General features: G+C 66.5%; 14 protein-coding genes and 1 pseudogene. 10 read left to right on the top strand and 5 right to left on the bottom strand.

Going from position 1 to position 16,963, the window contains the following annotated elements:
* Positions 1-60 precede the first annotated feature (60 nt).
* Both E8M84_RS05375 and E8M84_RS05380 read right to left on the bottom strand, forming a co-directional pair.
* On the bottom strand, positions 61-1,947 hold the full coding sequence (locus E8M84_RS05375; protein ID WP_137110125.1) for a propionyl-CoA synthetase: 1,887 nt from the start codon (positions 1,945-1,947) through the stop codon (positions 61-63).
* Between the two features lie 267 nt (positions 1,948-2,214).
* Positions 2,215-4,503, bottom strand: coding sequence for an NADP-dependent malic enzyme (locus E8M84_RS05380; RefSeq protein WP_170971853.1), 2,289 nt, complete (start codon positions 4,501-4,503; stop codon positions 2,215-2,217).
* A gap of 248 nt (positions 4,504-4,751) precedes the next feature.
* Here E8M84_RS05380 and E8M84_RS05385 point away from each other — a divergent pair, with 248 nt between their 5' ends.
* The 8 genes and pseudogenes from E8M84_RS05385 (at position 4,752) to E8M84_RS21790 (ending at position 11,726) form a co-directional block, all read left to right on the top strand.
* Entirely contained in the window at positions 4,752-5,387 is a 636-nt protein-coding gene (locus tag E8M84_RS05385) for a GntR family transcriptional regulator (protein WP_137110126.1), read from the top strand.
* Positions 5,384-6,460 (top strand): cupin domain-containing protein, encoded by a 1,077-nt coding sequence (locus E8M84_RS05390; RefSeq protein WP_137110127.1) that lies wholly within the window; start codon positions 5,384-5,386, stop codon positions 6,458-6,460. Before E8M84_RS05385 ends, E8M84_RS05390 begins: the two co-directional genes overlap by 4 nt.
* 89 nt (positions 6,461-6,549) lie before the next feature.
* Positions 6,550-6,990: pseudogene (locus E8M84_RS05395) on the top strand (cytidine deaminase); the annotation flags it as partial.
* Positions 6,987-8,297, top strand: a complete 1,311-nt coding sequence (locus E8M84_RS05400; RefSeq protein WP_137110129.1) for a thymidine phosphorylase — start codon at positions 6,987-6,989, stop codon at positions 8,295-8,297. The pseudogene E8M84_RS05395 and the gene E8M84_RS05400, both read left to right, overlap by 4 nt.
* On the top strand, positions 8,297-9,493 hold the full coding sequence (locus tag E8M84_RS05405) for a phosphopentomutase (protein ID WP_137110130.1): 1,197 nt from the start codon (positions 8,297-8,299) through the stop codon (positions 9,491-9,493). The genes E8M84_RS05400 and E8M84_RS05405 overlap by 1 nt, the downstream gene beginning before the upstream one ends.
* Positions 9,494-9,560: 67 nt before the next feature.
* On the top strand, positions 9,561-10,538 hold the full coding sequence (locus tag E8M84_RS05410; protein ID WP_137110131.1) for an adenosine deaminase: 978 nt from the start codon (positions 9,561-9,563) through the stop codon (positions 10,536-10,538).
* 1 nt (position 10,539) lies between these two features.
* Entirely contained in the window at positions 10,540-11,172 is a 633-nt protein-coding gene (gene upp, locus E8M84_RS05415) for a uracil phosphoribosyltransferase (RefSeq protein WP_137110132.1), read from the top strand.
* Positions 11,172-11,726 (top strand): SPOR domain-containing protein, encoded by a 555-nt coding sequence (locus tag E8M84_RS21790; RefSeq protein WP_137110133.1) that lies wholly within the window; start codon positions 11,172-11,174, stop codon positions 11,724-11,726. Before upp ends, E8M84_RS21790 begins: the two co-directional genes overlap by 1 nt.
* A gap of 33 nt (positions 11,727-11,759) precedes the next feature.
* Here E8M84_RS21790 and E8M84_RS05425 read toward each other — a convergent pair whose 3' ends face one another.
* A complete protein-coding gene (locus E8M84_RS05425; protein WP_137110134.1) occupies positions 11,760-12,782 on the bottom strand; it encodes a hypothetical protein in 1,023 nt (340 codons plus the stop codon).
* A gap of 188 nt (positions 12,783-12,970) precedes the next feature.
* Here E8M84_RS05425 and E8M84_RS05430 point away from each other — a divergent pair, with 188 nt between their 5' ends.
* Complete coding sequence (locus tag E8M84_RS05430) at positions 12,971-13,918, top strand: DMT family transporter (RefSeq protein WP_137110135.1); 948 nt, start codon at positions 12,971-12,973, stop codon at positions 13,916-13,918.
* Here E8M84_RS05430 and E8M84_RS05435 read toward each other — a convergent pair.
* On the bottom strand, positions 13,891-14,469 hold the full coding sequence (locus E8M84_RS05435; protein ID WP_137110136.1) for a thymidine kinase: 579 nt from the start codon (positions 14,467-14,469) through the stop codon (positions 13,891-13,893). The two genes, E8M84_RS05430 and E8M84_RS05435, sit on opposite strands and share 28 nt — an antisense overlap.
* A gap of 361 nt (positions 14,470-14,830) precedes the next feature.
* On the opposite strand from E8M84_RS05435, the gene E8M84_RS05440 reads away from it, so the two are divergent.
* Positions 14,831-15,283 (top strand): hypothetical protein, encoded by a 453-nt coding sequence (locus E8M84_RS05440; protein ID WP_137110137.1) that lies wholly within the window; start codon positions 14,831-14,833, stop codon positions 15,281-15,283.
* A 22-nt stretch (positions 15,284-15,305) separates the two neighbouring features.
* Here E8M84_RS05440 and E8M84_RS05445 read toward each other — a convergent pair whose 3' ends face one another.
* Positions 15,306-16,667 (bottom strand): DEAD/DEAH box helicase, encoded by a 1,362-nt coding sequence (locus tag E8M84_RS05445; RefSeq protein ID WP_137110138.1) that lies wholly within the window; start codon positions 16,665-16,667, stop codon positions 15,306-15,308.
* Between the last annotated feature and the right edge of the window lie 296 nt (positions 16,668-16,963).

Below are 16,963 nucleotides of genomic sequence, written 5' to 3' on the forward strand. Positions count from 1 at the left end.
ATGTCTTTGCATAATGCAAAGATTGCCGCAGATGGCAGCTTCTGTCCAGTAATCTTCGCTTTATTGGCGAGCGAGGCCCAGTGTTTGCAACGCAAGGGCAATTTCGTCCAGGATCGCGGGGTCGTCGATTGTGGCGGGCATCTTCCAGGGCTGGCTGTCGGCGATCTTGACCATCGTCCCGCGCAGGATCTTGCCAGACCGCGTCTTGGGCAGGCGGTCAACCACGACGGCCCGCTTAAAGTCAGCGACCGGGCCGATCTGGTCGCGGACCAGTTTCACGCATTCCTTGACGATCTCGTCATGCGGGCGGTTCGATCCTTTGTTCAGGCACAGGAAGCCCAGTGGGGACTGGCCTTTCAGGTCGTCCGCGACCCCGATGACGGCACATTCGGCGACGTCCTTGTGCGAGGCGAGGACCTCCTCCATCGCGCCGGTGGACAGGCGGTGGCCCGCGACGTTGATGACGTCATCGGTGCGGGCCATGATGTAGAGGTAGCCGTCGGCGTCGATATAGCCTGCGTCCCCCGTCTCGTAATAGCCGGGGAAGTGGTTGAGGTAGGACTTGCGGAAGCGGTCCTCGGCGTTCCAGAGCGTGGGAAGGGTGCCGGGGGGCAGGGGCAGCTTGATCGCGATGGCGCCAAGGGTGCCGGGGCTGACCGGGTGGCCGCCTTCGTCCAGGACCTGGACGTCGAAGCCGGGCATGGCGACGGACGGCGAGCCGATCTTGACCGGCAGGTGTTCGATGCCGAGCGGGTTGGCGGCGATGGCATAGCCGGTTTCGGTCTGCCACCAGTGGTCAATGACCGGGACCTTCAGGTGGTTCTGCGCCCAGTGGATCGTGTCGGGATCGGCGCGTTCTCCGGCGAGGTAGAGGGCCTGGAGGGTGGGGAGTTTCGGGACGAGTTTGCCCTCGGGGTCGTCGCGCTTGATGGCGCGGAGCGCGGTGGGGGCGGTGAAGAAGGCGTGGACCTTGTGTTCGTTGATGACGCGCCAGAAGGCGGCGGCGTCGGGGGTGCCGACGGGTTTGCCTTCGTAGACGACGGTGGTGCAGCCGGCGATGAGGGGGGCGTAGCAGATGTAGCTGTGACCGACGACCCAGCCCACGTCACTGGCGGCCCAGAACACGTCGCCCGCGCCGCAGTTGTAGATCGCGCGCATGGTCCAGTTCAGCGCGACAAGATGCCCGGCGGTGGGGCGGACGACGCCCTTGGGCGCGCCGGTCGTGCCGGAGGTGTAGAGGATATAGGCCGGGTGGTTGCCGGCGACGGGGGTGCAGTCGGCGGGGGTGACGCCGTACTGAAATTCGTGCCAGGCGACGTCGCGGCCTTCGGTGAGTTTGGCAACCTCTTGTTCGCGCTGGAAGATCACGCAGAAGTCGGGCTTGTGGCTGGCTTGGTCGATTGCGGCGTCGAGGAGGGGTTTGTAGTGGACGACGCGGGAGGGTTCGATGCCGCAGGAGGCCGCGATGATCGCCTTGGGGGCGCAGTCGTCGATGCGGACGGCAAGTTCATGGGCCGCGAAGCCGCCGAACACGACCGAATGGATGGCACCCAGGCGGGCGCAGGCGAGCATCGCCTCCAACGCCTCGGGGACCATTGGCATGTAGATGATGACGCGGTCGCCTTTTTCGACGCCTTTGGCTTTCAGCGCCCCGGCCAGGCGGGAGACGCGGTCCTGCAGTTCGGCGTAGGTGATGACGTGTTTCGTGCCGGTGACGGGACTGTCGTGAATGATCGCGGGCTGCTTGCCGCGCCCGGCGATGACGTGGCGGTCGACGGCGTTCCAGCAGGTGTTCACTTCCGCGTCGGTGAACCATTCGTAGAGGGGGGCGCGGCTGTCATCGAGCGCCTTGCTGGGCCGTTTCACCCAGTCGATGCCGTTCGCCGCGGTCAGCCAGAAGCCTTCCGGGTCGTTCTGCCACTGCTGATAGACCTGTGCGTAGCTCATCGCGATCTCCCCCCGCTGATGCACTGAAGGGTTCGTATGCGATGGGATGCCGGTCGCGCAACGGTGTTACCGGTAGCAGGGTGCGACAGATTTGCAGAATTTGCGGTTAGCGGACGCCAAAATTTGCAAATAACGCCAACAAGCAAGGAGCGGATGGCCTGATCCGCCGAGTTTGCAAAACCTGCGCTCGGACGATTCGCCCGCCTGCGACCTCGTCACTCGTCGCCTGGCTTCTGCGACGAGAAGACGAAGTCGAACGAGGAGCGGTCAGCCGTAATGCGCGACCGGGGTTCCGGCGATGGCTGACATGTTCAGCAGGCCGCGCGCGGTGATGGCGGGGGTGACGACGTGGGCCTTGTTGCCCATGCCCATCAGGATCGGGCCGACCTCAAGGCCCCCCGCCTTGACCTTCAGGATGTTGCGAACGCCCGAGGCGACTTCGGAGGACGCAAACACAAGGACGTTCGCCGCGCCTTCGTAGCGCGAGCCGGGAAGAAGCCTGTCGCGGATCGACTGGTCCAGGGCGGCGTCGATGTTCATCTCGCCTTCGTAGGCAAAGTCGGGCTCCCGTTGGTCGAGCATCTCCAAAGCGTCGCGCATCCGGCGGGCAGAGGCGGTGTCCATGTTGCCGAACTGGCTTTGGGTGCAGAGCGCGATCTTGGGGGCCAGGCCAAAGCGGCGGACGTGGCGGGCGGCGCCGATCACCGTCTCCATGATCTGTTGCGGGGTCGGTTCGGGGTGGACATGGGTGTCGGCGATGAAGAGGGGGCCGTCTTCGAGGATCATCAGCGACAAAGCCGCGACAGGGTGGAGGCCGTTTCGAGCCAGGATCTGGCGGACATAACCCAGGTGCCAGTTGAACTGGCCGAAGGTGCCGCAGATCAGGCTGTCGGCTTCGTCGCGGTGAACCATGATGGCGCCGATGGCGGTGGTGTTCGTCCGCATCACGGCGCGGGCGGTGTCGGGCGTCACCCCGCGCCGCGCCATCAGCTCGTGGTAGGTGCCCCAGTAGTCGCGGTAGCGGTGGTCGTTTTCGGGGTTCACCAGATGGAAATCGCGGCCCGGGCGGATCGGCAGGCCGAAGCGTTCGCAGCGCGCCTCGACCACTTCGGGGCGGCCGATCAGGATGGGCTGGTCGTTGGTTTCCTCCAGCATCGCGTTCGCCGCGCGGAGGACGCGCTCATCTTCACCTTCCGCAAAGACGATGCGGCGGGCGGCCATCTTCGAGGCCTCGAACACCGGGCGCATCAGGAGGGCGGACTTGAAGACCGACCCGTCGAGGTTGCGCTTGTAGGCGTCAATGTCGGCGAGCGGGCGGGTCGCGACGCCCGTCTCCATCGCGGCCCTGGCGACGGCGCTGGCGACGACGCCGATCAGGCGCGGGTCGAAGGGTTTGGGGATCAGGTAGTCGGGGCCGAAGCTGAGCGTCTCGCCCCGATAGGCTGCGGCGGCCTCGGCGCTGGTGGTGGCGCGGGCCAGTGCAGCGATGCCTTCAATGCAGGCCAGTTCCATCGCATCGTTGATGGTGGTGGCACCTACATCCAGCGCGCCGCGGAAGATGAAGGGGAAGCAGAGGACGTTGTTGACTTGGTTCGGGAAGTCACTGCGGCCCGTGGCGATGATCGCGCCGGGGGCGACCTTGCGCGCCTCATCGGGCAGAATCTCGGGCGTGGGGTTCGCCAAAGCGAAGATGATCGGGTTCGGGGCCATGGTCTGGACCATCTCCGGGGTCAGGACTCCGGGACCCGAGAGCCCGAGGAAGAGGTCGGCCCCCTTGATGACATCGGCCAGCGTCGCGGGTTTGTCGCCTTGGGCGAAGGCGGCCTTCTGCTGAGTCATCTGCTCGGCCCGGCCGTGGTAGACGAGGCCCTCAAGGTCGCAGAGCCAGACGTTCTCGCGCTTCACGCCCAGCTTCACCAGCATCTCCAGGCATGCGATGCCCGCGGCCCCGCCGCCGGTGGAGACGACCTTGATGTCGCCGAAGGTCTTGCCCGCAACGATCATCGCGTTGGTTGCCGCGGCGCCGACGACGATTGCCGTTCCGTGCTGGTCGTCGTGGAAGACGGGAATGTTCATCCGCTCGCGGCACAGCTTTTCGACGATGAAGCAGTCAGGGGCCTTGATGTCCTCAAGGTTCACCGCGCCGAAGGAGGGTTCCAGCGCGCAGACGATTTCAGCCAGCTTGACCGGGTCGGGTTCGTTCACCTCGATGTCGAAGCAGTCGATGTTGGCGAATTTCTTGAAAAGGACGGCCTTGCCTTCCATCACCGGCTTGGAGGCGAGCGCGCCGATGTTGCCAAGGCCAAGGACGGCTGTGCCGTTCGAGATGACCGCGACGAGGTTGCCCTTGGAGGTGTAGCGCGAGGCAGTTGACGGGTCGGCCTTGATCTCCAAACAGGCTTCGGCGACGCCGGGGGAATAGGCGCGGGCGAGGTCGCGGCCGTTCGCGAGGGGCTTTGTGGCGCGAATCTCCAGTTTCCCGGGCTTCGGAAACTCATGGTAGTCCAGCGCTGCCTGCCGTGCTGCCTGTTTCGCCTCGTCCAGCCGATCGTCCATCTGTCCCCTCCTCAAGATGGTTTAACGTTGAACCATCTTATCCCTGGCCGGGTTTGGCCCGACCTTGCGGTCCCACAATGCCTGCATTTGCGGGTTATGGAAATCGTGGAAAACCCGCAAGCGCTTTTCGGCTTTGCAAGCGAGTGATGGCGCTGGTTGGGATAAGGAGTATACTGTTCTCGACGATAACTTGCCATTTCTGCCGTTTTTTCTAGACGATTGCCATAAACAGTATACTTTTATGCGTCATGTCGCGCACCAGTCATCGCACCCGCATTCATGAGGCCCTCCGCCTGCGCCTGTTGCGCGGCGAGGTGGGGCCGGATGCGCGCCTGGTCGACCATGCCATCGCCGCCGAACTGGGGGTCAGCCGAATGCCGGTGCGCGAGGCGCTGATGCAACTGGTCTCGGAAGGGTATCTGGAAAGCACCAGTCGGGGATTCGCCCTGCCGAACCTTTCGCCGGACCGGATTGCCGAGGTCTTCACCTTGCGGCGGCTGCTTGAACCCCATGCGGTGACCTGCGTGGCGCGGGACAGGACGGGGGATGACCTTGCTGGGATGCGCGCGAGCTTGGAAGTGGCCGAGCGCGCGGGGGCGGACGTCGCGTCGTTTCACCGGGGGTCCGAGGCGTTTCGGAATGCCTGGCTGGGGGCGGTCCGGAACGGTGAGCTTCGCCATGCGATCCAGCGCTATTCCGGTCAGGTGCAGTCGGTGCGCTTTGCGACCCTGCCGGACCCTGCGGCGCGGCTCACGATCATCGGCGGCCTGCAGGCGCTGCTTCATGCCTTCGAGGCACAGGACGGTCCTCGCGCCGCCGATCTGATGCTGCGCTTCATCTACGACGCCGAAACTGCCTATCATCGCATTGAGGAGAGATCATGACTCAGGACATCCGCGCCGAGATCCGGCTGCCGACGCAGGAGCTGCGGGACGACCTGCCGTTCTACACGAACACGCTGGGCTTTCGGCTGGACATGATCTTTCCGGCCGACAATCCCTCGGTGGCGGTGCTGTCGGGCCATGGGGTGCGGCTGCGGATCGAGAAAGGGGCGGCGGAGGCCCCCGGAACGCTGCGCATCCTGACCGATGATCCGGGGTTTGCGGGGGGCGCGAAGTCTCTGACAGCGCCGAACGGGACGAAGGTGGAGATCGACGAGCTGAATCCCCCGGTCGTGACGCCGGTGACAGAACATGCCTTCGTCGTGCGGCGGCTGGCGGATCAGGCGCCCTGGGTGATCGGGCGGGCAGGGATGGAGTATCGCGACCTGGTGCCCACGCGGCTGGGCGGCGCGATGATCGCCAGCCACATCCGGGTGCCCGACGGGCCGGTGCCGGACATGGTGCATTTCCACAAGGTGGGCTTCCAGCTGATCTTCTGCGTTGCGGGCTGGGTGGATGTTCTTTATGAAGATCAAGGCGGTATCCGCCGCATCCACGCCGGGGACTGCTTCATCCAGCCGCCGGGCATCCGCCACAAGGTGTTGCATTCCGAGGGCGTGCAGGTGGTGGAGATCGGTGTGCCCGCCGAACATGTGACCGAGATTGACCACGAGATGCAGCTGCCCACCCCGCACTTCCGGCCCGAGCGGGAGTGGGAGGGGCAGCGGTTCGTCCATGACATCGGGAAGGATGGCGTCTTCAAACCCTTCCGTATCCCCGGTTTCGAGGCGCGGGATACCGGGATCATGGCGGCGACGAAGGGTGTCGCCTCGGTCATGGTGGCGCGGTCCAAGGGCGTGGCGCCGTGGACGGTGCATGAGGGGGATATCCTCTTCACCTTCGTGATGCAGGGCGGGATGACGCTGGAGGGCGAGGGAAAGGACCCGTTCCGCCTGTCGCCGGGGGATGCCTTCGTGATCCCGCCCGGGATGGCGACGCGGTATTCCGAGGCGACGGAGGACCTGGAGCTGCTGGAGGTGACGCTGCCCGGCAATCCGGCGACGCGGGTGGTGTGACGCCTCCTCGTGCGCCTTCGGCTTCTCGTCGGGGGCGCGCGCGAGGAGGAGACGGAGGCGAACGACGAGCACACCCGGCTTGCGGAAATCGGCGGGCGGCTTCACACTCTGACCAAATGGTCAAACAGGGGGTGGCGATGACGCTTCTTCAGGCGGCGACGGCGGTCAGGGAACGGGCGTATGCGCCCTATTCGCGGTTCAAGGTGGGCGCGGCCCTGCGGTCAACCTCTGGCGCGGTGCATGTCGGCTGCAATGTCGAGAACGTGGCCTATCCGGAAGGCACATGTGCCGAGGCCGGGGCCATCGCGGCGATGATCGCAGCGGGGGATACCCGGATCGCCGAGGTCTGCGTGATCGCCGACAGCCCGGACCCGGTGCCGCCCTGCGGCGGATGCCGCCAGAAGATCGCGGAGTTTGCCGGGCAGGAGGTGAAGGTCACGCTGTGCACGACGGACGGCAAGGAGAAGGTGATGACGGTGGCCGAGCTTTTGCCGGGCGTCTTCACGGCGGCCCATATGGAACGGACATGAGCGACGCCCGCAGCATCATCGCGCGGGTGCGGGATGGCGGGAAACCCTCGGTCGAGGAGTTGCGCTGGTTCGCCATGGGGTTGGCCTCGGGCGCGGTGACGGATGCGCAGGCTGGGGCTTTCGCAATGGCGGTGCTGCTGAAAGGCCTGTCCGAGGAGGGCCGGGTGGCCCTGACGCGGGGCATGCGCGACAGCGGGAAGGTGCTGGAGTGGGACCTGCCCGGCCCGGTGGTGGACAAGCATTCGACGGGCGGGATCGGGGATTGCACGTCCTTGCTTCTGGCCCCCGCTCTGGCGGTGTGCGGGGCCTATGTGCCGATGATCTCGGGCCGGGGGCTCGGCCATACCGGCGGCACGCTGGACAAGCTGGAGGCGATCCCGGGGTTCCGGACCGGGCTGACGGAAGCGGCCCTGCGGAAGCAGATGGCAGAGGTGAAATGCGCAATCGTGGCGGCCTCCAGCGACCTGGCCCCGGCGGACCGGCGGCTTTATGCGATCCGCGATGTGTCGGCGACGGTGGAGTCGATCGATCTCATCACGGCGTCGATCCTGTCGAAGAAGCTGGCGGCGGGGCTGGAGGCGCTGGTGCTGGACGTCAAGTGCGGCAGCGGCGCGTTCATGAAGACGGCCGAGCAGGCCGAGGCGCTGGCGCGGTCGCTGGTCAAGACCGCGCAGGGGGCGGGGTGCATGACCTCGGCGCTCATCACCGACATGTCGCAGCCCCTGGCGACGGCGGCGGGCAATGCGCTGGAGGTGATCGAGGTGATGGAGACGCTGACCGGGACTTCGGTCAACGCGGCCTTGTGGGACGTGACCGTGGCGCTGGGTGGCGAGGTGCTGGCGCTGGCGGGGCTTGCCTCGGACGCCAGCGATGGCGAGGGGCGGATCGCCCAAGCGCTGGAATCGGGTGCCGCAGCGGAGTGTTTCGGGCGGATGGTCGTGGCGCAGGGCGGACCTGCGGATTTCGTGGAACGCTGGCCGGACCGGTTGCCCTCGGCCCCCGTGATGATGGAAGTGCCGTCGCTGCACGACGGGTTTGTCGCGCGGATCGACGGCGAGGCGCTGGGGCTGGCCGTGGTGCATCTGGGCGGCGGACGGTTGCGCGAAGGCGACCGGGTCAACCCCTCGGTCGGGCTGTCGGATCTGGCCGGGATCGGTGAGGAGACGGGCGAGGGTGTGCCCTTGGCGATGGTCCATGCAGTGACTGAAGACGCTGGCCGCGCGGCGGTTGCGGCCGTGCAGGCGGCCTATGGGATCGTGCCGGACTTGCCCGACGAGCCCGCGCTGATACAGAAAAGGATCGGCTGATGGCGCGCGCTTTCCTGGTGGTGATGGATTCCGTCGGCTGCGGCGGCGCGCCCGATGCGGCGGCTTTCGGGGATGAAGGCTCGAACACGCTGGGCCATATCGCGGCGGCCTGTGCGGAAGGTCGGGCGGAGGTCGGGCGGTCGGGGCTGTTGAAGATGCCGAACCTCGACCGGCTGGGGCTGGGCGCGGCGATCCGGCTGGCCTCCGGGGCGGCGACGCCGGGGCTGGCGGCGGTGCCGGAGGGGCTGTGGGGAGCCGCGACCGAGGTGTCGCGCGGCAAGGATACTCCGTCCGGACATTGGGAGCTGGCAGGGGTGCCGGTGCCCTGGGACTGGACCTATTTTCCCGACACGGTGCCTGCTTTTCCTGAGGACATCGTGGCCGAGGTCTGCCGCTTGGCCGGGACCGACGGCATTCTTGGGAACTGTCATGCGTCGGGTGTGCCGATCATCGCCGAGCATTGCGAGGAGCATCTGCGGACAGGGTGGCCGATCTGCTACACGAGCGCGGACAGCGTGTTTCAGATCGCCTGCCATGAAGAGGCCTTCGGGCTGGAGCGTCTTCTGAAGCTGTGCAAGGACCTGGCGCCGATGCTGCATGCCAGGAAGGTCGGGCGGGTCATCGCGCGGCCGTTCACGGGCACGCCGGGCAACTTCAAGCGGACCTCGAACCGCAAGGATTTTGCCATCGAGCCGCCGTCGCCGACGCTTCTGGACTGGGTGGCGGGGGCTGGGCGGGCGACGCACGGGATCGGCAAGATCGGCGACATCTTTTCGATGCGGGGGATCGGACAGCTGCACAAGGGCAAGTCTGATGCTGATCTTTTCGAACATCTCGTCCGGCTTGGGGCCGAGGCGGAGGAGGGCAGCTTGACCTTTGCGAACTTCGTGGAGTTCGACACGCTGTATGGTCACCCGCGCGACGTGGCGGGCTATGCCCGCGCGCTGGAGTGGTTCGACGCGGGCCTGCCCCGGTTTTTCGCAAATCTGCGACCGGGGGACCTGGCGATCTTCACGGCAGATCACGGCAATGACCCGACCTTCCGGGGGACGGAGCATACGCGGGAACGGGTGCCGGTGGTGGGCTGGGGTGCGGGTCTGCGCGAGGTCGGTTTGTGCGGATTCGTGGATGTGGGGGCATCGGTGGCGGCGCATCTGGGGGTGATGGCCAAGGGGCCCGGACGGAGTTTCCTGTGACCACCCCCGGGGGCGCTTCGCCCCCCGGACCCCCAGAGGATATTTGTAGACAGAAAATGGGGATGGCATGAGCGGATTGCCGAAGGTCGAGCTGCATCTGCACCTGGAGGGGGCGGCCCCGCCGGCCTTCATCGCGGGGCTGGCGAAGGAGAAGCATCTGGATATATCCGGCGTGTTCGATGCCGCTGGAAACTACCGCTACAAAGACTTCTGGGATTTCCTGAAGGTCTACGAGGCGGCGACCTCGGCGCTGCAGTCTCCGCGCGACTATCAGCGGCTGACCCTCGCGGTGCTGGAGGAATCCGCAGCCTCGGGCGTGGTCTATTCCGAGACCTTCCTGTCGCCCGATTTCTGCGGCGGGCGCGATGTCGGGGCCTGGCGGGAATACCTGCATGCGATGCGGGAGGCGGCGGATCAGGCGGAGCGCGATCTGGGGATCACGCTGCGGGGGATCATCACCTGCATCCGGCATTTCGGACCCGAGAAGGCGCGGGAGACGGCGCGCTGTGCCGCGGAAACGGCAGGGGACTGGATCGTCGGCTTCGGCATCGCGGGGGACGAGAAGGTGGGGGCGCCCAAGGATTTCCGCTGGGCCTTCGACTGCGCGCGGGAGGCGGGGTTGCGGCTTACGGCGCACGCGGGGGAATGGGGTGGGCCGGAGTCTGTGCGCGATGCAGTGCGCGACCTGGAAGTGGAGCGGATCGGGCATGGGGTGCGGGCAATCGAGGACCTCGCGCTGGTGGATGAGCTGGCCGAGAAGGGGATCGTGCTGGAGGTCTGTCCGGGGTCGAACGTGACGCTGGGGGTCTACAAGAGCTTCCGCGATCATCCGATCCATGAACTCGACCGGCGGGGGGTGAAGGTCACCGTCAGCACCGACGATCCGCCCTTCTTTCACACCACGATGGCGCGGGAATATGAGGAGCTGCACCGGGCCTTCGACTGGGACGAGGGGCAATTCCGGCGGATTGCGCGCCAGTCGCTTGACGCGGCCTTTTGTGACGCGGATACCAAGGCGAGGATCGGAAAGCGCTTGGAGGCCTGAAATGCTGGATCACCTGACCGTCGTGTCGCACCCGCTGGTCCAGCACAAGCTGACCCTGATGCGCGAGAAGGACACCTCGACCGCGTCGTTCCGCAAGCTGCTGCGCGAGATCAGCCTGCTTCTGGCCTATGAGGTCACGCGGGAACTGCCGATGACCACCAAGCGGATCGAGACGCCGCTGGAGGAGATGGACGCGCCCATGATCGAGGGCAAAAAGCTGGCGCTCGTCAGCATCCTGCGGGCGGGGAACGGGCTTCTGGACGGAATCCTAGAGCTGATCCCGGCGGCGCGGGTGGGGTTCGTCGGGCTTTACCGCGACCCCGAGACGCTGCAGCCGGTGCAATACTACTGCAAGCTGCCCGAGCACATGGAGGACCGGATCGCCATTGTCGTCGATCCAATGCTGGCCACGGGGAACTCGTCTGCGGCAGCGGTGTCGCTGCTGAAGAAGGCGGGGGCAAAGCAGATCCGGTTCCTCTGCCTGCTTGCGGCTCCGGAAGGGATTGCCCGGATGAAAGAGGCGCATCCGGATGTGCCGATCGTCACGGCGGCGGTCGACAGCCACCTGAACGACCACGGCTATATCGTGCCGGGCCTTGGCGATGCCGGGGACCGGATGTTCGGGACCAAGTGATGCGCGCGGTCCTGGCTGCGGGCCTGATCCTTGGTCTTGTCGGACCGGCCCCGGCCCGGGAACCGTTGCGTCCGGCGGAACTGCCGCCGCCGGGATACGCTGGGCAGCAATATGTCGATTCGAAGGGCTGCATGTTCGTGCGGGCCGGGAGCGGCGGAGAAGTCGTCTGGGTGCCACGGGTATCGCGGGAAGGCTCGCCGATCTGCAGCAACCCGCCTTCGGGCAGGCGGGTGCCGGTGGCAGAGGAGACGGGCGCCACGACCTATGCCCCAGACGACCAACCAGCTGCCGCATCGGCCGACCCGTCAGCACCCGCCGCGCCCGGCGGCTATTTCGTGGCGGTCGGCAGCTTTGGCGTGGCGGCGAATGCGGACCGGGCGGAAAAGACCTTGCGCGCGCTGGGGTATCAGGCTGTCCGTGGCCAGTTGCAGGGTGGCAGCTCGACCTTGATCACGGTCTTTGCCGGACCGTTTGCCGATGCCTCGGCGGCGAGCGAGGCACGCATGGCCCTGCGCGGGAACGGCTATCCCGATGCCATCGTGATGGGCCCCTGACGCGGCCCGAGCTTTGGCCGAGCCTGTCTGACTCTAGCCGCCGCAGATGCCCTGCAGCGCGACCCAGGATTCGTCCGGGATCAGCGGCGAAGGGGAAAGCCCCTTGTAGGGATCGCCCGCCGCAAGACCGGCGGTCGTTTTCCCGTCCGGATCAATCGCAAGGGCGTAGGGCGTCACGGGGATCTGCGCCGCCTCGAACGCGGCAAGCACCGAAGCGTCGGGCAGGGCGAGGGGGGCGGTCCGCAGCAGCGCCTCGCCATAGCCCGCGATGGCCTCGTCCGGCAAGGCGGCGGTCGTCAAGAGCTGCAGCGTCGCGCGCAGGCCTGCATGTTCCAGCATCGGGATGATCGGGTCCTCGGCCCGCGCCCGCAGCCGTTCGACCAGCGCCGCACCGGCCACGGCCTCGGGGCCATTGGCCTGCTCGATCATTCGGCGCGGCAGGACGATCACATCGCCGGGAAGGTGGAGCGGCTGCTCGACCCCTTCCGGCATGACGTAGAGAATGGGCGTGTCGACGGGTCCGAAGACCCGTTCGGACACGCTGGCCAGCGCCTGCAGGCCGAACTGGTTGCTGCAGTTGGCGCCGGTGACCCGGGCCAGATCGTCCAGCGCGCGCTGGCCAAGATCGGCGCGCTGCGCAGGGGGCACGACCGAAGCGGTGTGCCGGACCAGGGCTCCGGGCAGCCAGAAGACGCCGATGGCCAGCACTGCAAGCGTCGTCCCGGTCAGCAGCACGCCGCGCAGCCGGCCGGGGCGGGCGGTTGCGGCCTGCACCGCGTGACGCACCGCGCCAAGCGCCGCGATCATTTCGGGGTCGGTCAATTCCAGGCTTTCGCTGGCATCCACCCCCGGTGCAAAGATCGGAGGCTCTTCGCCCTTGTTGATGCGTTCAATCGCAGGAAGCGACCAGTGACTGATCGCAGTGCCGCTTTTCGGATCGGACAGGACCAGGGTTGCATCGCCAAAGCGCACCAGGACATCGCGGCGCTGATCTTGCGGCGTCTCACGCCACAGCCCGCCGCATTCCAGCCTTTGATACTTCTTCAACGCCGTCATTGGCCGGAGTGTCTCTGCCTGTTTGCCCGCAACTCTATCCGGCCCGGCGGGCGCCGACAATGACCCCCGGGCTGCCCGTCGCCCCGAAGGTGCATCCGCGACCGGGATTTGTCGCTTTGCGTCGCGTTCGGACTGGCGACGGGCGGGCAAGCCCGGCATCTAGGGCCGATGAGACTCTGGACCGGGCGATGAGCACAGCGCAGAACCGAACCCTGGCCGCCTTTGGCGCGGTGCTGATCTATGCCTGTGTCATTGCGTTCACCGACAACTACGTCCGGGTGATCGCGCGGGATGCCGGGCTTTGGCAGTTCCATGCCACGCGGACCTTGATGGCCTTCGTGATCCTCGCGCTGGTTGCGGTACCCCTTGGCTTGCAGCTGCGCCCCAAGCGGCCCCGCGCGGTGCTGGCGCGGTCCGCGATCCACGGCGCGGCCATGGTGATCTACTTCGGCGCACTTGCGTTTCTGCCGGTGGCGCAGGTCGCGGCGGGTCTGTTCACGGCACCGATTTTCGTGCTGCTGATCCAGCGGTCTCTTTACGGTCAGGCCATCAGCGGCGTGCAGGTGCTGGCGGTCTTTGTCGGCTTTGTCGGCGTCGTCCTTGTGCTTGGGCCAGAGGCGATGTCGGGCGCGACGCTCGCGGCCCTGCTGCCGATCATTGCCGGGGCCTTGTACGCGATGGGCAACATCGCCACCCAGCGCTGGTGCGCGGGGGAAAGCGCCGAGACGGTGGTGGCGGGTTTCTTCGGGATGCTGGGCGTGATCGGACTGGTCGGGATGGCGGTCCTCTGGGCCTTTCCGCTGCCGGTGCCCGAGGGCCCGGAAGGGTTCCTGCAACGCGGGCCCGTTTGGCCGACGGGGGAGTTCCTGTGGTGGACCTTCGTGCAGGCAGCCGGGTCGCTTCTGGGGGTCGGGATGATCGTGAAGGCCTACCAGATTGCCGAGGCGTCCCGGGTTTCGGTCTTCGAGTATGTCATTCTCCCCGCCTCGGCCGCCTGGGGCCTGATCCTGTGGGGCGAGCGGCTTACCTGGATCGCCATCGCGGGCATGGGGCTGATCGTCGTGGCCGGGGTGCTGATCGCCCGCCCGGCCCGCGAACCGTCGCTGGATCAGTCGCCCACCGCCTCGCGCCAGTGACGGCGGCAGAGGCTGACGTAGGTCTCGTTCCCGCCGATCACCACCTGCTCGCCATCCTTCAGCGCGCGCCCGTCCGGGCCACGGCGGATGACCATGGTGGCCTTTTTGCCGCAGTGGCAGATCGTGCGGACCTCGCGCATCTCGTCGGCCCAGGCGAGGAGGGCGGCCGAGCCGGGAAACAGGTTGCCCTGAAAGTCGACACGCAGGCCATAGCACATGACCGGGACGCCAAGGTCATCGACGGCGCGGGCCAGTTGCCAGACTTGCGGTTTGGACAGGAATTGTGATTCGTCGATGAAGACGCAGGCCACGGGGCCCTTGGCGAAGCGCGCCTTCAGCTTTTCGAACATGTCCTCATCGGGGCCGAAAGTATCCGCATCCTCGCCGATGCCGATGCGGCTGGCGATCCGGCCCTGTCCGGCGCGGTTGTCGAATTGCGCGGTGATGAGATAGGTCTGCATGCCGCCCTCGCGGTAGTTGTGCGAGGCCTGCAGAAGCGAGGTCGATTTCCCCGCGTTCATCGTCGAGTAGTGGAAGTAAAGCTTTGCCATGGGGCGAAGCCCTAGCCGATCACCGGGCCGCGCTGCAAGTCATGGACCTGCAGACACTGCCCGACGACGACGGATACTGGCACCGGGTAGGCCATGCGGGCCCGTTACTGTCACCTGCGGATACTGCCGCACACTTGTTACGGAACACGGGCCCGCCGCGTTTCGGCGCCGCCGTCAGCCTGTGTCAGGCTGATGCGGCGGGCCCCACCCCTACCGGCGCTGGGGACGCCGGCCACTCGCTACACGTTCCGGCATGACCGGAACATCTTTATAAATGACAAAGGGTTCCCATCCGATTAATGGGAAAAAAACGGCGGGTTTCCCCGGCAGTGACCCGGGGTCAGGCGAGTGGAGAGAGTGCATGTCGGTCGAGTCCTACCTCAAGAAGCACACCGAGGCGCTGGTCAAGGATGTGGGAATCGAAGCCGCTTGCGAGATTACCGGCAAGTCCAAGGCGACGCTGGGACGCTATTATTCGGACAGCGGCGAACATGACGACCGGTTCATGCCGATCGACGTCGTTGCCGCACTGGAGGAAGCAAGCCGGTTTCCCCATGTCACGGCGGCGCTGGCCGATCTGCGGGGGATCACGCTGTCCTATGACGGCGAGAAGCGCAACGCGACTTCGTCGGGGGTCAATCAGGACGTGGTCGCGCTGGCGCAGCGGTTCGGGATGCTGATGGCCGAGTACAACCAGGCCATCGGCGACGGGAAGATCTCGATCAACGAGGCGAAGCGCCTGCTGCGCGAGACGCTGGCAATCCAGCAGGTGCTGCTGGAGATGAAGCTGAACCTGGAAGAGGAAGCGGGCTGAGGGATCAGCCCGCCGTCAGGTTCTAGCGCGCGTCGCGCCGCGGGGCGAAGCTGCCGCCCTGCGGTTTGCCCTGACCCTGGGCCTGCCGTTGGCCGCCGGGCTTGCCTTGACCCTGCGGGCGTCCCTGGCCCGGCTTGGCCGGACCGCGGGCGCCTTGCGGCTTGGCCGTCAGCTTCTGGCCCTGGCGTCCGCCGTTGCCTTGCCGCTGGCCCCGGTTCTGGCCGGGCTTTGGCGCAGCTGCCACCACGTCAGCGGCCCAGGGCGCACCGCCCACGACCGGCAGCGGCTTTTTCAGCATCTTCTCGATGGCCTGCAGCTCGCCCATTTCCGCCGGAGCGCAGAAGCTGATCGAGGACCCCTCGGCCCCCGCCCGTGCAGTGCGGCCGATGCGGTGGACATAGTTTTCCGGCACGTTCGGCATGTCGAAGTTGTAGACGTGGCGCACAGTCGGGATGTCGATCCCCCGCGCGGCAACGTCGGTCGCGACCAGCACGTCCAGTTCGCCGGCCTTGAACTCGCCCAGCGTCCGGTCGCGCTGGTTCTGGCTCTTGTTGCCGTGGATCGAGCCGACCTTGAAGCCCCAGGTCGCCAGCAGCTTCATCAGCTTTTCCGACCCGTGTTTGGTGCGACCGAAGACCAGAGCCTGCTCGCCCGGGTGCTTCTTCAGATACTCTTCCAGCAGCTTCGCCTTGTCGCCGTTCGGGATGTAATGGACACCCTGGCTGATCCGCTCCACCGGCTTGCCGGGGGGTGCCACTTGGACGCGGATCGGGTTGCGCAGGTAGGTGTCGGCGATTTCCTCGATGTCCTTGGGCATCGTCGCGCTGAACAGCAGCGTCTGGCGCTTCAGCGGGATGTGCTTGGCGATCTTCCGCAGGGAATGGATGAAGCCCATGTCCAGCATGTGGTCGGCTTCGTCCAGGACGAGGTAGCCGCATTTCTCCAGGCTCACGTCGCCGCGTTCCAGCAGGTCGATCAGGCGGCCCGGGGTTGCGACCAGCACGTCGGTGCCCTTGGACAGGGCCTGGGCCTGCTTGAACAGCGATGCGCCGCCGACGACCATGGTGATCTTGACTGCGGTGCCCTTGGTGAAGACCTCGAAGTTGTCCTTGATCTGGCCGATCAGCTCGCGCGTGGGCGCAAGGATCAGCGCGCGGACGTTCTTCGGTCCCGGCGGGTGGCCGACGTCGAGAAGACGGTGGAGTAGCGGAAGCCCGAAAGCGGCGGTCTTGCCGGTGCCGGTCTGGGCCAGGCCCATCAGGTCGCGGCCTTCCATGATGTGCGGGATCGCTTGCGCCTGGATCGGCGTGGGGGTCTTCAGCGTGGTCTTTTCCAGCGCTTTCAGGATTTTCGGCGACAGGCCGAGGTCGGCAAAAGTGGTCATGGGTGTTCCCAATCTACAGAGGGCCTGCGACCCTCGCCCCGGACCTTTGCCCGTGACCGTGCCGCAAGCGGCGCCCCTGCGTGACTGTGGGAACCAGAATGTCCGGGCCTTTCGGTGCTCACGCGGCACGGGCATCGGACAGGGGGCAAATGGGCGCTTTGGCGGGCCAAGTCAAGACAAACCGTCCGGTACGCAAGGGCTGGACCTCTTGCCTGCACGCGCGTATCACTTGCCGCGTCAAGCCTGACAGTCATCCGCGCCCCCTTCAGGGCGATGGATCTGCCGCCAGACCAATT

Source organism: Rhodobacter sp. SY28-1 (genome assembly GCF_005222785.1).
In the GTDB taxonomy this organism is placed as follows: domain Bacteria; phylum Pseudomonadota; class Alphaproteobacteria; order Rhodobacterales; family Rhodobacteraceae; genus Tabrizicola.

Excerpts from the sequence above, each read along its gene's own strand:
- E8M84_RS05440 (WP_137110137.1), top strand. The coding sequence starts at position 14,831 with ATGTCGGTCGAGTCCTACCTCAAGAAGCACACCGAGGCGCTGGTCAAG.
- E8M84_RS05410 (WP_137110131.1), top strand. The coding sequence starts at position 9,561 with ATGAGCGGATTGCCGAAGGTCGAGCTGCATCTGCACCTGGAGGGGGCG.
- E8M84_RS05430 (WP_137110135.1), top strand. The coding sequence starts at position 12,971 with ATGAGCACAGCGCAGAACCGAACCCTGGCCGCCTTTGGCGCGGTGCTG.
- E8M84_RS05425 (WP_137110134.1), bottom strand. The coding sequence starts at position 12,782 with ATGACGGCGTTGAAGAAGTATCAAAGGCTGGAATGCGGCGGGCTGTGG.
- E8M84_RS05375 (WP_137110125.1), bottom strand. The coding sequence starts at position 1,947 with ATGAGCTACGCACAGGTCTATCAGCAGTGGCAGAACGACCCGGAAGGC.
- E8M84_RS05385 (WP_137110126.1), top strand. The coding sequence starts at position 4,752 with ATGTCGCGCACCAGTCATCGCACCCGCATTCATGAGGCCCTCCGCCTG.
- E8M84_RS05405 (WP_137110130.1), top strand. The coding sequence starts at position 8,297 with ATGGCGCGCGCTTTCCTGGTGGTGATGGATTCCGTCGGCTGCGGCGGC.
- upp (WP_137110132.1), top strand. The coding sequence starts at position 10,540 with ATGCTGGATCACCTGACCGTCGTGTCGCACCCGCTGGTCCAGCACAAG.
- E8M84_RS05400 (WP_137110129.1), top strand. The coding sequence starts at position 6,987 with ATGAGCGACGCCCGCAGCATCATCGCGCGGGTGCGGGATGGCGGGAAA.
- E8M84_RS21790 (WP_137110133.1), top strand. The coding sequence starts at position 11,172 with ATGCGCGCGGTCCTGGCTGCGGGCCTGATCCTTGGTCTTGTCGGACCG.
- E8M84_RS05445 (WP_137110138.1), bottom strand. The coding sequence starts at position 16,667 with ATGACCACTTTTGCCGACCTCGGCCTGTCGCCGAAAATCCTGAAAGCG.
- E8M84_RS05390 (WP_137110127.1), top strand. The coding sequence starts at position 5,384 with ATGACTCAGGACATCCGCGCCGAGATCCGGCTGCCGACGCAGGAGCTG.
- E8M84_RS05380 (WP_170971853.1), bottom strand. The coding sequence starts at position 4,503 with ATGGACGATCGGCTGGACGAGGCGAAACAGGCAGCACGGCAGGCAGCG.
- E8M84_RS05435 (WP_137110136.1), bottom strand. The coding sequence starts at position 14,469 with ATGGCAAAGCTTTACTTCCACTACTCGACGATGAACGCGGGGAAATCG.